Annotated in this window: 12 protein-coding genes and 1 pseudogene; 11 read left to right on the forward strand and 2 right to left on the reverse strand. The window is 47.8% G+C overall.

The window, feature by feature from the left end; all coding sequences use genetic code 11:
- Window positions 1–12 precede the first annotated feature (12 nt).
- Genes GKC68_RS13200 through galE form a run of 4 tightly spaced genes read left to right on the forward strand, consistent with a single transcriptional unit; the run spans window position 13 to window position 3759 of the window.
- On the forward strand, window positions 13–918 hold the full coding sequence (locus GKC68_RS13200) for a substrate-binding domain-containing protein (RefSeq protein WP_342656241.1): 906 nt from the start codon (window positions 13–15) through the stop codon (window positions 916–918).
- Window positions 915–1520 (forward strand): NUDIX domain-containing protein, encoded by a 606-nt coding sequence (locus tag GKC68_RS13205; protein WP_104933870.1) that lies wholly within the window; start codon window positions 915–917, stop codon window positions 1518–1520. The genes GKC68_RS13200 and GKC68_RS13205 overlap by 4 nt, the downstream gene beginning before the upstream one ends.
- Window positions 1521–1544: 24 nt before the next feature.
- Window positions 1545–2729 (forward strand): MFS transporter, encoded by a 1185-nt coding sequence (locus tag GKC68_RS13210; RefSeq protein ID WP_116197945.1) that lies wholly within the window; start codon window positions 1545–1547, stop codon window positions 2727–2729.
- A gap of 10 nt (window positions 2730–2739) precedes the next feature.
- On the forward strand, window positions 2740–3759 hold the full coding sequence (galE, locus tag GKC68_RS13215) for a UDP-glucose 4-epimerase GalE (protein WP_104933868.1): 1020 nt from the start codon (window positions 2740–2742) through the stop codon (window positions 3757–3759).
- 333 nt (window positions 3760–4092) lie between these two features.
- Here the strand turns inward: galE and GKC68_RS13220 are convergent, their stop codons facing one another.
- Entirely contained in the window at window positions 4093–4299 is a 207-nt protein-coding gene (locus tag GKC68_RS13220; RefSeq protein ID WP_104933867.1) for a hypothetical protein, read from the reverse strand.
- A 271-nt stretch (window positions 4300–4570) separates the two neighbouring features.
- Between GKC68_RS13220 and GKC68_RS13225 the strand changes: the two genes are divergently transcribed.
- The 7 genes from GKC68_RS13225 to GKC68_RS13255 all read left to right on the forward strand — a co-directional run bounded on the left by GKC68_RS13225 (window position 4571) and on the right by GKC68_RS13255 (window position 13524).
- The gene (locus tag GKC68_RS13225) at window positions 4571–5218 is read left to right on the forward strand and encodes a hypothetical protein (RefSeq protein ID WP_342656242.1); all 648 of its coding nucleotides are present in this window, start codon (window positions 4571–4573) and stop codon (window positions 5216–5218) included.
- A gap of 499 nt (window positions 5219–5717) precedes the next feature.
- The gene (locus tag GKC68_RS13230; protein WP_145033336.1) at window positions 5718–6512 is read left to right on the forward strand and encodes a sigma factor-like helix-turn-helix DNA-binding protein; all 795 of its coding nucleotides are present in this window, start codon (window positions 5718–5720) and stop codon (window positions 6510–6512) included.
- Window positions 6499–7107, forward strand: coding sequence for a hypothetical protein (locus tag GKC68_RS13235; RefSeq protein ID WP_145033333.1), 609 nt, complete (start codon window positions 6499–6501; stop codon window positions 7105–7107). The genes GKC68_RS13230 and GKC68_RS13235 overlap by 14 nt, the downstream gene beginning before the upstream one ends.
- A gap of 7 nt (window positions 7108–7114) precedes the next feature.
- Window positions 7115–10528: a UvrD-helicase domain-containing protein gene (locus GKC68_RS13240; protein ID WP_145033330.1), complete on the forward strand. Its 3414-nt coding sequence runs from the start codon at window positions 7115–7117 to the stop codon at window positions 10526–10528.
- 97 nt (window positions 10529–10625) lie between these two features.
- Window positions 10626–11789 (forward strand): multiubiquitin domain-containing protein, encoded by a 1164-nt coding sequence (locus GKC68_RS13245; RefSeq protein WP_342656243.1) that lies wholly within the window; start codon window positions 10626–10628, stop codon window positions 11787–11789.
- Window positions 11789–13192, forward strand: a complete 1404-nt coding sequence (locus GKC68_RS13250) for a ThiF family adenylyltransferase (protein ID WP_145033324.1) — start codon at window positions 11789–11791, stop codon at window positions 13190–13192. The genes GKC68_RS13245 and GKC68_RS13250 overlap by 1 nt, the downstream gene beginning before the upstream one ends.
- Window positions 13192–13524, forward strand: coding sequence for a DUF6527 family protein (locus tag GKC68_RS13255; protein ID WP_145033322.1), 333 nt, complete (start codon window positions 13192–13194; stop codon window positions 13522–13524). The genes GKC68_RS13250 and GKC68_RS13255 overlap by 1 nt, the downstream gene beginning before the upstream one ends.
- A gap of 251 nt (window positions 13525–13775) precedes the next feature.
- Here the strand turns inward: GKC68_RS13255 and GKC68_RS13260 are convergent.
- A pseudogene (locus GKC68_RS13260) lies at window positions 13776–14476 on the reverse strand (integrase core domain-containing protein); the annotation flags it as partial.
- Between the last annotated feature and the right edge of the window lie 88 nt (window positions 14477–14564).

Raw genomic sequence — 14564 nt, forward strand, 5'->3', positions numbered from 1 at the left:
GAAAGCGCCTCCATGACTTCCATTGTGATTGACGCACCTACCGGAAGCGGTACACGGGCCCGTATAAAAGCCTACAGCTCATTTGAACCTTATGAACTGCAGGAATATCTGCGCAGACTCGCCCTGCATTTGCCGGACGTGGCGATTGAGATAGAGCGTATGTCCACGTCTGCGCTCCGAAACCGCCTCGAAGCAGAAAAGGACGCACCGCAGGCTGACATGATCCTTGGGTGGGCTGACACGGCGGCAAAAACGGTGCATCTGGGCACCAGACTGTTTTCTCCTGGGGGAGACGCGGACGGATACCTGCGTGTGACAGGCTTTTCAACCGCAATTGTTTCCGATCCGCGTCTGCTGGCGCAGCAGAATGTCCTGATCAGTAACTGGGGGGACTTAGCCCATCCTGGCCTGGAGGGCATGATCGCATTTCCTAATCCGGTACAGTCAGGTGCAGGTTTTTTAGCCCTGGCGACACTGCTCCAGGCTTATGGCGAAAAGGAAGGATGGGCTCTTCTGGAGGCCATTCTGCGCAATGCCGCAGTGTGCCCTGATTCCGCCTGGGAGCCGGCGAAACTGACAGGGGAAGGTACCATTGCGGCTGGAGTGACGGTAAAAATTGCCGCATATAAGCGAAAGAGCCAGTCGCCGCAACTCTGTGTGACGGAACCGGCAGGCATGTCGGGGGCAGAACCAGAGGTCTACGCGGGATTTTCATCAACGTCTCATCCTGATGTCGTTACAGACATTCTTCAGTGGTTGTGCAGCGATGAGGCAAACAGCATCTTTACCGGCTTTAACAAAATTATCCTCTCAGATAAGGATAAGGGGCCCTTTACCATCGACGTCGGCCATGCTGTGTCACAGCGCGCCAGGTGGTTGTCTCATTTTGAATCACTCATGAACGGAAAAACATTATGACGCGAACTGACTTCTCTCCCGCACCCACGACGGCCTCCATTAATCAGGAGACGGTGCTGGCGCACGACTGGGGAAAATTAACGAAATATGACATGACTCACGTCAGGAGTGACGGTTCAGAACAGCGGTTTACCCGTGAAGCCTACGACCGCGGCCATGGTGCGACGATCCTGCTCTATAACCGTGATGATAAATCGATAATTCTGACCAGCCAGTTCCGTATGCCGGCTTTTCTCACCGGGCATCACTATGAGCTGATTGAGGCCTGCGCTGGCTTACTTGATGAACGCGACGCAGTTCAGGCCATCAGGACCGAGGCAGAAGAAGAAACGGGTTACAAGCTTGGTGAAGTCACCAAAATCGGTGAAATCTTCATGAGCCCTGGTTCTGTCACTGAGCGTCTCCACTTTTTTATCGCGCCGTTCACAAGAGAGATGCGCGTGAATGAGGGCGGTGGTGTTGCAGAAGAAGGTGAGGATATCAAAGTGCTCGAGATCCCGATGCGCACAGCACTCGACATGATTGACAACGGCCAGATAATTGACGGAAAAACGATCATTCTGATCCAGCATCTGGTCATCAAAGGCATCTGCACACCGTAAATACGCTCTGAAAGGATGAACGTTATGTCAGCACAGAGCATGGAAAAGTCGCGCTTCAGGCGCGACTACTACACGCTGTATCTGTATATCATGTCGGTTGTGTGCGGTATTCACCAGGCGATTCTGGGTTCCGTAACGCCTTTTTTACGGGATGAACTCGGCATGTCAAAAGTCGTGATTGGCTGGCATTTCAGCCTTTATGCGATAGGTATGTTTTGTTCAGGATTCATCTTTACCCGTATGGCCCTGACGGTATCCCCTAAAAAGATCCTGCTGAGCAGTGCATGGCTGGTCGCCATCGCGGTCGCTGTTTTCGCCCTTCCATTAGGGGTCACGGGTAACCTTTTGCTCTCGCTGGGGCTGGGCCTTGCGGGGGGCGCCATGCAGATCGCCATTCAGGAGGCGCTGGCCCGGCATCATGGCGAAAACAGCGGTATCGCCATCACCGAAGGGTGCATATTTTCTGCGATTGGCGTTTTTATAGGGCCTCTGGTCATCGGGTACTCTGTGGAGCTGGGCGCGGGATGGCGTATTGCCATGTTCCTCCCGCTCGTGGCCCTTTTACCTCTTTTGTGTGTGCTCCCCAAAAACATTCCTCAGTCTCCGCCGGGCGCAGGCAGCACACAGGCCGCCGTTTCTCAGTCTAAACCGACCAGACTGCCCCTGGTCGCTTATCTGATGTTCGGGATGATCTTTTTAGGGATCGCAGCGGAGTGGGGGATTGGCTTCTGGGGAGCGCAATTCCTGGAGGAGCAACTTTCACTTACGCCCGCCAGTGGTGTTGCCATGATGTCCGTTTTCTTTGGCGGGACCATTGCCGGACGCATTATCGTGAGTCGCCTTCTGATGCATTTCCGCATACAGGGGATACTGTTATGGACCATCATCCTGAGTGGGCTCGGGATGCTGCTACTCTGGCTGGTACCCACGACGACAGCGGCGGTGATCGCTCTGTTAATAACCGGGGCGTGCCTGGGGAACTTTTTTCCGCTTATTCTTTCTGTCGCCACCTGGCAGCCACCTGAGCTGCTGTCAAAAATCTCTGCGGGCGCGACACAGTCAGTAGGGCTTGCCTTGCTCCTCGCGCCCCTGTTTTTAGGCAAACTCGGAGAGGAAGTGGGTCTGGTTCCGGCAATGGGCACTCTGATTGTCATCCCCCCGGTCATGCTTATCGTAGATTTAATTTCCCGTAAAATGTCTAAACAGTGAGGCAGGCAACATGAAGGTTCTGGTTACAGGTGGTACCGGCTATATCGGTTCACACATAGTGGTTGAACTGATTCAGAATGGCCATGACGTGGTGATCCTGGACAATCTCGTTAACTCCGATGCCGGCGTTATCGACCGCATTGAGACGCTGACCGGGCGCAGACCCGTATTTACCAAGGGCGATATCAGGGATGCCTCATGCCTTAAAGCGCTGTTTGCCGAAAACGGTATTGACTTAGTTATTCATACCGCAGGCCTTAAAGCCGTAGGGGAAAGCACCCGGCTTCCCCTGGAATATTATCATGCTAACGTCGCGGGCACAGTAACACTGTGCCAGGCAATGCGCGAGGCAGGGATCTTCAGGCTCGCGTTCAGTTCATCGGCGACGGTATATGGCGCCGAAGCACCCATTCCCTACAAAGAGACCATGCCCCGAGGCACGACCGTGAATCCCTACGGTACCTCCAAAGCCATGATAGAGGGTGTGCTTGAAGACCTCTGCCATTCGGATCCCCGCTGGTCAGTTGCCTTCCTGCGCTTCTTCAATCCTATCGGCGCCCATTCTTCCGGTATGCTGGGTGAACTGCCATCGGGTATTCCCAACAACCTGATGCCTTTTATCACGCAGGTCGCGGCGGGGCACCTCAAAGAACTGTCCGTTTACGGAGATGATTACCAGACAGAAGATGGTACCTGCAAGCGTGATTATCTGCATGTCATGGATATTGCCCGCGGGCATCTCAGCGTGCTGTCAGTGATGGACAAACCGGGTGTGCATATTTTCAACCTCGGGACGGGGAAGGGGACATCAGTTCTGGAGCTCCTGGAATGCTTCCAGACTGAAAACGGGCTTGAAATACCCTATGCTATCCGGCCACGTCGGGAAGGGGATTTACCGGCCTTCTGGGCTGACGTTGAAAAAGCAAGGACTCAACTGGGCTGGGAGGCACAGATGTCGCTTGAAGACATGGTGCGGCATTCCTGGCAGTGGCAGAAAAATTATGCGGAAGAAACGTCAGGTGCCGAATGATGCCTGACCGTTCCTCGTGATTGCGTCCGGGAACAGCACATACTCAGAACGCCTGCGTTCTGAGTATGTGATCATGAAGTATTAATTTACTGAGGTACTGGCATGCTGGCCGCTGCGTGCGAGAGCGCAAAGGATCCTGCAATGGGCCAGCATCAGTCACAGGATCATTTCCGTCATCTGCTAATGATGGTTAAGACGGAATGTTATCAATCATCAAAGAGCTGAGCACACTCAAGGTAAAATTAAAAACAGCACTTTAAAATCAACCAATTAACCAGTTTTGACCGGATTATTTTAACGATAATCCCTTACTGACAGGCGTAATAAGGACAGTTAACCCGGATTTTTAATATGGGGAGAGCTGTTCATTTTTACTATGAAATTCTCCTTTTTGATGATTTTAGCCCCTCTTTCACACCAGTAATCAGTAAAACTGAAAAATTCGTCAGAAGAAAGACTGAAGCAAAGCTCGACTTTCTCCTGCCCGCTGGCAAGCATTTCATTGGCTTCATTGATGTCAGAGGCTTTTGCAGGTTTCATTATGAGCATCCTGTGGGCTTACAGGCATTTGCCTTTCTCAGTGCCCTTAAACTACCACAAATTTGAAGATGAAGAAGCCTGATGTGAAACTGTCATAATCTGCGGGGGGCAATATGTACAAAATTAATCCATCCGGATTATAAACGTTGGTCACCCGCAACAGTGGATGTATCTTTTTCGCTGAATCTGACCACTGTCACGGCCAATTTAAACACAGCTAAACAAACCAAGTGCTGACATCAGGAAGTAGGTACCAACAGGAGTAGGGACAGTGTGGAATGACGTATTAAGCGAAGCAATCAGACATGGCTGGCATTTACAGACATTTTCAATTTTGATTTTACTGGCGATTATCTATAAGTGGCTTGTAAGGACTAATCCGGCAGCACTCTTCAAAAGTCTTTTCAGCTTTCGGAAGTACAGGCTTGAAAGGATGAAATCTCTTGATTATCTGACCCAAGATGAGCGAATATGCATCGATCAGGAACTGAGGATGATAAATAACCTCGCACTGACCGGTCTCAGCACACCAGGGCTTCAAAAAGCAGCCCTTAAATTCGCTTCTCACTGCGGAGTGCGTGGTAAATATCTTACAAGCTGGCGAAGGTATCTTTCTGAAAAAGGAGGAAAAATACTTTTTAATCGTGCTCGTTATGATCGCAACCTCAAAATCTCTATACGCATAATCCTTCCTGTTAGCCTGATATTATTGGCGATTATTGTCGGGTTACTCACTTGGCATTTTGGCAGAAAGAATTTCATGGGCATCCTTCTTTTGAACTTGGATCTCTGGGTGGTTCCTCTGAACTATTTCACTTCACCCGTCTCGATCAAGCTCACGAATGAGATGGAGGCCTACGTCATGGACTTTAACGCTCATCCTGATGCTGACGCTTTAGCGATAGTAGCTAAATACTGACTATATTCGGAGTCAGTTATGTTGCACATCAAGTGTTGCTATCCACTTAACTCGCGGCGGCGGTTAACCAGTTCCAGCAGCCCAGACTCCCGATACCGAGCTGGCACTGGAAATCCGCAAGGCCGAGTTGTTGCAACGCAAGCGACATAGTGAGCCCGCTATCAGCGAATACTTGCAGGATCTTGAGGCAGTTAATTTCATTTTTAAAATTCTTCACAAGAAGCTGTCATAACAGGTTCCTCAGCAGGTAGACTGAAGCGACGAGGTAAAATTTGCCATTATAACAAAAGTGCGCATAATGCTATTTATGTTAAATGATTTATTCGCTAGGTCAGAGGCTTAACTTTGCCACCTTTAGCCTAACTTGTATGACAAAAGAAATAGACGGGTCTGTTGTTATCAATCATGATTGCCACATCTCTTTGCAGCTTCGGTCACAATTTGCTGCCTGATTATTCCCGGATGATTGGTTTGTAATTTAACGAGAAGTGGATCATTGATGATTATACCGCTGAAAAAATGCACAAGACAGGGTGAGCCCTACCAGCGCCGTACTGACATCGAAGATATTCTGTGCGAGCTTGACACACTTGCTGTTGATCAATTAGTTGCCCGGCTTACATGCGGAAATACCCCTGTTCCCTTAGAAATACTCTTTTATTACTTACGCCACAGTGAGATAAGACTTGCGCAACAGCATCTTCAACCGGTCTTCACAACGTTCTATGACCGGGTAGATTCAGCGCTACGCAGTGCTTTGTCCCCTATACATTTTGCTCAGACAGATTCTATTTGCGATGAAATTACTGGGCAATTGTTGGAAATGATTGCGCAGGAAAGAAATTCTCATGAAGACAATATGTATTACTGGGAAGTCAATTTTAACCACGCGCTATCCAGCCTTCGAAAGGATGTGCTTAAAAGAATTGGTCCAGCCCGTAAAACCGACCCTCTCATCAATTATCAGCCCTTAATGAAAGAAGATGAAGAAGGTACAGATTTTCATCCCAAAGTTGAGGATGCCGCTGAACGCTTTTTCAACCCCACCCCCTCATTATTAGATGATGAAGCTTTCCGGTTATGCCTGATGGAGGCGATTAACACCCTACCAGAAGATGAAAAACGTGTAGTTGGGTTATTCTTACAGGGTATGCAGATCGAGTCTCTGAACCCTGAAGTGATGACCATTGCAAAAGCGTTAGCATGCACAGACAGAACTGTACGCAACAGACTAAGTCGTGCTCACGAACTCCTGCGAACCCAACTGCAGAATGAGGGCTATGATGAAATTTAAAAGCGAAGCGTCCAAAGAAGCCGTATTACACGCGTTTTCAAAGGAAAACAATCGCAATGCAGAAACACTGGCGAGTTATCTAAAACGATACCCGGAATACAATGAATCGATTATAGATTTATCTATTGAGTTACTGACAGCGCCTTCTTTCGATAAATTATCGACTGAATCGCAGTCAGATGAGAAGAGCAAAAAAGCCTGGTTAACATTCCAATCCATGCTGAACCCGGATGATCCGGCATCCGCGATGTCTCAAAACATCGCTAATCCGCTGTCTGAAATGAACACTCTGCAGTTTAAAGAATTAGCAAATGACTTAAATGTCACTCGCCTTTTCTTGTCCCGCATCCGCGACAACGCAGTTCAGGTCAGCACGATACCTGCACAGTTTATTAAATTGCTTGCACAACATCTCAAACTACCCATTGAGACATTACAGGAGATATTAACTGCTCCGCCTGAGATTGCTGCAGGGCAGCGTTTTAAGGCCTCAGGGAAACCCAGTGCGGGACAAAAAGTTACTTTTGATGAACTATTAGCTACATCAGGATTAAGCGAGTCACAGCAGGTGATGTTGAAGGCCATGAAGGACTAATTGCAGAATGGATGCTATTGAAGCAGCCCGACAAACGGCTGAAAGTCTTCACCAAGCAGCGGCAAAACGGGGCTGCAATCTATGCGACCTGCTTGGTTATGTCCTTAATGAAGCCGAGCTACGAGATGTTGAGGTTTATGCTATTCCCGGTGGAGACCCTCAGCTTAACGGTGCCAGGGCTCTCTTTGACAGTCAAGCCAGAGTCATCCTTTACGAGGATGTGGGCAGCAGCTTTGAAAAAGCATTCCTAATCGCACATGAAATTGGTCACTTAGAACTCGAAGGCTCAGAAGAAGATAGCCTGACCAACAACACCGAACATGACCGGGCTTCTGAGGGCCCTGCCACAAGCATTGAAAGTGTCGTCGATTATGGGAGTCATGAGCGGCGGGAAATAATAATGGACTTATTTGCTCGCGAGCTATTACTTCCCCGCTATCTAATGAGGAGCATGCACGTCGATGAGCACATGTCTTCGCACGATATTGCAGATAAATACCAAGCCCCTTTGAATGTTGTCCAGCAACAATTAGTTGATGCGCTTTTACTCCCGCTCTGTAAATCAGAATCTAATGCCCATTCGAACCCCGTCAGCCCGGTTGATTTTGATAAGTCGCAACAACTTGCTGCAATACATCGCGGTAGCCCGTTTCTGCTTCAAGCCGGCCCTGGCACTGGGAAAACCCGAACATTAGTGCATCGTGTTGAATCGTTGCTTGAAGAAGGGGTTGACCCAGGAGCAATCCTGATACTGACATTTTCCAATAAAGCTGCCGGTGAATTACGAGAACGCATTTCATCTAAACATCCTAAAGCAATCACTACATTATGGATTGGCACGTTCCATTCTTTTGGGTTAGATATCGTTCATCGCTTTCACGATCGCCTTGGCTTGTCTGAAAAACCAGCACTGATATCACGCGATGAAGCAATAGACCTCCTTGAAGACGAGCTTGCATCGCTGGACATTAAGCATTTCCGGAATTTGTACGACCCTGCATTAGATCTGAGCGATATGCTATCAGCCATCTCACGGGCCAAGGATGAGGTGATCGATGCCACTGAGTACACAGCGCTGGCTGAAGCAATGCTGTCTGCAGCTACAGATGAAACTCAAAAAATACAAGCAGAGAAATGTCTGGATGTTGCGCTCCTGTATCAGGCATACGAAGCATTACTGAAGCAAAGGGACAGTATTGATTTTGGCGATTTAGTCTCTCTTCCAGTGAAACTGGTAGAAGAAGATGCTGAGGTCAGACGTTCGCTTTCACTACGCCACCAACATATTCTTGTTGACGAATATCAGGATGTAAACCGGGCTTCTGTCCGTTTACTTAAAGCGATATCTGGTGATAGCAAGCGACTTTGGGTTGTCGGAGACGCCAGACAATCTATCTACCGCTTCAGAGGAGCATCATCGACCAACATGGGGCGATTCGCCTCTGACTTCGATGGTGCAACAATCAAAAAACTGGATACTAATTATCGTTCCGGCGGCGAAATTGTCGAGCTATATCGTCTCTTCTCAGAAGACATGAAAGCTTCGGAAGGTGCATTGCCACTTAAGCTCAGAGCTAATCGTGGCAATCTGGGGAATCATCCTGAACTAAGATTAGCGACGACTGTAGATGACGAAATATCATTGATTGCGGGAGCAATTGAAGACAGCCGTATAGCAGGTATGGAATATAAAGATCAAGCTATACTCTGCACGTCTAATAATCGTCTGAGTGAAATTGCCGCCCATCTTGAAAAGCTGGGCATCCCCATTTTGTATTTGGGAAGCGTATTTGAACGCGATGAAATAAAAGACTTACTTTCATTATTATCTTTAGTCACCGACAGACGGGCTTCAGGCCTAATTCGCGCAGCGACAATACCTGGCTATAAGATAGATCTAGGTGATGTCCTCACAATTCAGAACCGCCTTCGTGAAGTCGACTGTCCTCCTCAAGACTGGATGTCATTAACAGACGAAGACTGCGTGGCTGGCGAGCGTTCAGCTGACTCACTTATGCGCCTTTCACGAATTATTGGAGAATTCCAACCATACGATGCTCCTTGGTCAGTTTTAATGAGCCTAGTCATCGATCACATGGGTTGGGCAAAAAAAATATACCAGGCAGGTGATCTACAAAGCCAAATGAAAGGAATTGCTATCTGGCAACTTCTTAATTTTTCCCGAACCCCCATCAAAGGGACAGGTTTTCCAATTGATCGGCTGTTATCAAGAATTCGACGTATTGTATTGTTATCCGAGGATCGTGAAATCAGGCAGTTGCCGCAGTCAGCCCAGGAGATTGACGGGGTACGACTGATGACAATACACGCCAGTAAAGGCCTGGAGTTTAAGGTCGTCCACCTTCCAGGTCTGATCGCTGGCGGTTTACCTGGATCTAATCGGTCACCTCGCTGTCCCCCACCGGATGGATTGATTAACGGTTCCCAGGGTATGACCGGGCTTGAAGCAACGAAGGCAGGCCATGATGAAGAAGAAGAGTGCAAATTCTTCGTAGCCACATCGCGAGCCAAAGACAACTTGGTTCTCTACGCGTCATCAGTTCAGGCTAACGGTAATAAGCGAAATCGTTCAATTTTTATCGATCGTATAGCTTCTTCCCTTATTACCCGAAAAAACCCGCCCCGGAAACAGCTCCAACTATCTGAATCTGAGGTTCTGACGCCGGCCAAAGGAGCATTGTCGCTGACGGACAGACAGATTAGTTTGTACGACAGGTGTCCAAGACGTTTTCTCTACACCCACATGCTTTCGTTAGCAGGAAAACGAAGTGAGAGCGGTTTTTTGAAAATGCATACTGCCATCTACGAGATTTTAGACTGGCTCAAACACCATCATAGCGACTCTTCGCCTGATATGAAGGAACTGGAGGCCCGGTTTAGAGAGTCGTGGCTCAAGAGTGGACCTGTGGACCATAGTTACGCAGATGATTATCTGCGCATAGGTCAGCGTCTGGTCCAATATCTTATAGAGACCCGTCAGGGGCTTAAGCTGGTAAAACCAGAAGTACTGCAACTGTCATACCCTGAAGGAACGATCATTGTTTTACCCGACGAGGTAACACTAAATGAGGATGGAACCCATTGTGTCCGCCGTATTAAAACCGGTAAAAAGGGTAGTGATGAATTTGACCGTATTGAATATACGCTCCTGTTAGAGGCAGCAGGGCGTCATTATGGTAAGGATTTCCGGGTGCAGGCCGTACACCTGGCCGGAGAAACACAAGAGATCGTAACAGTGAGTACCCGTAAGCAAAAAGCACGCCTCGATAAAGCTCAAACAGCTATAACATCGATAAGTCGTGGCTTTTTCCCCGCAAGTCCGGACAGCCGGGTTTGTCCGCGATGCCCGAACTTTTTTGTGTGTGGCAAAATTCCTATTGATGATTCTGAAAAAAAATAAGTGATTTAGCTTTCCGGTTGGTGAATTCGTATCGATTAACCCTCTGAACGGCTCTGAAACCGCATGGTGCGGTTAGCCATCAAGAGGATTACTCAATATGAACAATTCAAACTCACCATCACAAGCGTTCGTTGAGCACGAAGATATTGCTCTTTCCCGACGAGAAGGACGCCCGTTGCGCCCCGCTCATCATTACCTTATCGAAGTACTTGACCCTGACTGGCATGGTACTGCTATCGAAATTACCGATCCTGTGCCAACCGGGCGCCAGATTTTAACGGCTGCAGGAAAAAATCCTGCTGAACAATACATGCTTCTGATGGTTGATGAAAAAGGCGTACTCACTGAGGTTAACCTTGAAGATCAAGTCGATGTATACAATCAGGGCATTGAGCAATTCATTTTCTTCGAGAGTGATCGTCTTTTTTATGCATCACTAAATGGTCAGCGTTTTCCATGGGGACAATCTCACATTCGGGAAAATGTGCTGCGTAAAATTGGAAAAATCCCCGATAACTACTCTATCTGGCTTGAACATCAGAACCGGCCAGATGAGCTTCTTGAGGAAGGGCAAAGCGTTAATCTTGATGAACCTGGCCTGGAGAAACTGTACACCCGCCAAAAATGCTGGCAGCTCAATGTCCAAGGGGTCATAGTCAACTCTGAGCAGCCAACAATCATTGCCAGGGATGCCCTCAAAGCTGCAGGTTTTAATCCTGATAAGAGCTGGATTTTAGTGCTTAAGGTTAAGGGTGAGCCAAAGCAGACTATTGCTATGGATGACGTTATAGATCTGAGAAAACCCGGCATTGAAAAACTGCGCCTTACCCCTGCAGAAATCAATAATGGCGAAGCGGTTGTCACTTTTTCCCAAGATTTCTCGTTACTTGAGAAGGACAGCACATACCTTAATCAGCAGAACTATGATTGGGAAACTCGTCTCGCAGGAACTCGTCGCTGGCTGATTATTCATGGCTACCCCCTACCCGGGGGTTACAACCACGAGCAAATCAATTTAGCCGTTGAAATCCCTACCCTGTATCCAGATGCTCAGTTAGATATGTTCTATGTTTACCCTGCGCTTACTCTTACCAATGGGCAAATTATTCGTCAGACTGAATGTCAGGAAACGATTCTCGGTAATGCCTATCAGCGGTGGAGTCGCCATCTTAATGGGGCTACACGCTGGAATCCACAAACGGATAGTGTTACGACCCATCTGGCTGTAGTTGAAGAATCTCTTCTGCGGGAGGTGGAATAATGAAAGTCGTAAATCATGACTCTCGCGTCAGACTTGCTCTGAGTGAGAACCATCACAAAACGCTACATCAGCATCTTTTCCCTGGGGACGGCCTGGAGGCCGCAGCCATTATCCTGTGCGCACAAAGTTCTGTATCTCGCTATGTCGTCAAAGACATACTGCTGGTTGATCATTCGACATGCCGTATACGCACCCACGATTTCATCAGTTGGCCTGGCGCCTCTATTGAAGATGCCATTGATATGGCTGAGCAGCACAATTTATCCATACTACTCATGCACTCTCATCCTAGAGGGACATTGGTATTTTCTGATATGGATAATGGCAGCGATCGTGAAACCTTACCGGCTTTATTCGAAGCCAGCGAACGGTCAGACGTTCTTCATGGCTCGGCCATTATGACTTCCGACGGAGCAATTCACGCGCGGTTTTATAACAGCCAGCTGGAAATTATCACCGTTGACTCAGTACATTGTGCTGGTGACGATCTGAAATTATGGCGGCTTACTGAATATGACGGACTCCAGCCGCGCCCCATGGCCTTTTCATCACAAATGGGTAAAGATCTACGCTATCTTACCGCTTGTGTCGTAGGGGTATCAGGTACAGGGTCAGTCGTCGCTGAGCAATTGGCTCGTCTCGGGATCGGGCGGCTTATTCTTATCGACTTTGACGAAATTGAATTTAAAAACCTCAACCGTATTCTTAATTCCACGACCAAAGATGCGAGCAATGCCGTAGCCAAAGTTACCAGCATGGCGGCTGCGCTCTCTGCATATCGTAATGACATTGAGATGGTAACAGTTAAAGCTAGTATATCCACTCGAGAAGCCATAAATTCGGCAGGTATGGCTGATGTAATGTTCTGTTGCGTGGACAGCTTCGAAGGCCGACAGATGTGCGATCGCATCGCCGCAGCTTTCCTGCAACCATTGTTTGATGTGGCTGTTACCATTCCTACCAGACAAACTGAAAACGGTGCAACAATTGGAGATGTATGTGGCCGTCTGGATTATGTTAAGCCCGGCGGAAGTACACTGGCGGATCGTGGTGTTTATACTCCAGAAGCACTTCGCAGGGAGTACCTTCAAAAAGTTGCCCCCTACGAACTTTATGCTCAAGTTGCAGAAGGATATATCAAAGGTATAGCCGATGAAGCTCCTTCAGTGATAACTCTCAATATGCGAGCTGCCAGTGATTGCGTGATGGAGTTCATTGCTCGAGCATACCCGTTTCGCCATGAACCGAATAGCAAACGAGCTCGCACTATTTTCTCACTTGCAGCCAGTGAAGAGGATTTCATCAGCGCTTCAGACTTTGAGTGTGCGCCAAACCCTCATCTTGGCCGTGGATTAATTGAGCCGCTAATGGGCATGCCGATTTTTAACAAGGAGGAGCATTAATGCGTTGGCCCCACTGGATTTTAAAGCTGAAAGAAGCTCTGTTACCTCCCCGGCGCGTCATTATCGTAGAGGGGGACACTCCCCCATTGAAGCTTCCACGCCGCAATTTAGTCCTGGCGCGAGAAGGCTGCGAGGATTGGGCTGTGGCATTTCACTGTCCTTGCGGATGTGGCAAGCGACTTGAATTACTACTGCTCAAAGAAGCCAAGCCCAGTTGGTCAATCATGATTGATCAGAAGGACTTTCCAACGCTGCATCCTTCAGTGTGGTTACAAAAAGACTGTAAATCTCATTTCTGGCTGAGAAATGGAAAAGTGATTTGGGACAGCTAATCCTAGCTAAGATTATTCAGTTCAGGCTGCCGAAATTACACAGAAAAAAACGAACGATAGCCAATTGAGATACATATAGTCAAATTTTCACAAGTAAAGCGCAATTAAAACCATTCGATATTTTTTCTTTTGGCTGACCAATTAGACTAGCATTGAATAGACCAGAATCATCGAAGAGAATTTCAATGATGAAAATATTCAATTTATTAACTTCAAATTGCAGGCCGCCACACTTATGGCAAGCGGCCAGGCTAAAATCTACATGCCCAGAGTGTAAGTATCCCTGCTTTAGTTTCAGGCACTTTTTGAGATTTAGGTTTATCAGCCATAAGCAGGTATTCTTCCTGTGTCAGATTATTCAGAGATTCATGTGGCCGTTCGCTGTTGTATTACATCAGCCAGCACTCTATAATTTCCCGTACTTCGTTCAGTGTTCTGAACAGGTAAAAATCCAGGATTTCTGTACCATATGTCCGGTTGGACCGTTCGAAAAACGCATTTTGCGTGGGGTACTTGGCTTAATATTGCGAGCTGTGCATCATGTTCTTCGGTTCATTGTACCAGCGTCAGTAAGACAAGTTCGGGTCAATTGTCCATCCGGATAGCCGCGGTTTAACACGAGCCTGTCCAGTACCCGGACGACATGCTCAGCTAGGGTATTCAGGCCGATTTCTATAGGGTTAAAATTATCAGCCACATTGGAGGTCCGGAAACGTCTGCCACATACCAGCACATCGTGCATAAAATCGACAGGCCAGCTCTGGTTTAACGCTTCAGGCCAGTAGAGCTGGGTTACGCACTGGCAGTCGCTGCTTTCCCTTACGACGAAATTCATTTTAAGCAGGCAGTAAATCCGGTGAACGCGTTTATGCTTCCGGGTATTGCCCTGCCTGCGCAGCAGCAACATCCTGCATACCTGACGGATATACATCGCAAATTGCGTAACCAAATACCTGGTATAGTAATTTAATGAATTTGGCCACCTAAATTGGGGATCGTCAGAGAATATTATATCAACGGTACATGAATTTTTTTGTAAT

This window comes from Pantoea sp. RSPAM1 (assembly GCF_038816185.1).
Lineage (GTDB): Bacteria > Pseudomonadota > Gammaproteobacteria > Enterobacterales > Enterobacteriaceae > Pantoea > Pantoea ananatis.

Excerpts from the sequence above, each read along its gene's own strand:
- GKC68_RS13200 (WP_342656241.1), top strand. The coding sequence starts at position 13 with ATGACTTCCATTGTGATTGACGCACCTACCGGAAGCGGTACACGGGCC.
- GKC68_RS13205 (WP_104933870.1), top strand. The coding sequence starts at position 915 with ATGACGCGAACTGACTTCTCTCCCGCACCCACGACGGCCTCCATTAAT.
- GKC68_RS13210 (WP_116197945.1), top strand. The coding sequence starts at position 1,545 with ATGTCAGCACAGAGCATGGAAAAGTCGCGCTTCAGGCGCGACTACTAC.
- galE (WP_104933868.1), top strand. The coding sequence starts at position 2,740 with ATGAAGGTTCTGGTTACAGGTGGTACCGGCTATATCGGTTCACACATA.
- GKC68_RS13220 (WP_104933867.1), bottom strand. The coding sequence starts at position 4,299 with ATGAAACCTGCAAAAGCCTCTGACATCAATGAAGCCAATGAAATGCTT.
- GKC68_RS13230 (WP_145033336.1), top strand. The coding sequence starts at position 5,718 with ATGATTATACCGCTGAAAAAATGCACAAGACAGGGTGAGCCCTACCAG.
- GKC68_RS13235 (WP_145033333.1), top strand. The coding sequence starts at position 6,499 with ATGATGAAATTTAAAAGCGAAGCGTCCAAAGAAGCCGTATTACACGCG.
- GKC68_RS13240 (WP_145033330.1), top strand. The coding sequence starts at position 7,115 with ATGGATGCTATTGAAGCAGCCCGACAAACGGCTGAAAGTCTTCACCAA.
- GKC68_RS13245 (WP_342656243.1), top strand. The coding sequence starts at position 10,626 with ATGAACAATTCAAACTCACCATCACAAGCGTTCGTTGAGCACGAAGAT.
- GKC68_RS13250 (WP_145033324.1), top strand. The coding sequence starts at position 11,789 with ATGAAAGTCGTAAATCATGACTCTCGCGTCAGACTTGCTCTGAGTGAG.
- GKC68_RS13255 (WP_145033322.1), top strand. The coding sequence starts at position 13,192 with ATGCGTTGGCCCCACTGGATTTTAAAGCTGAAAGAAGCTCTGTTACCT.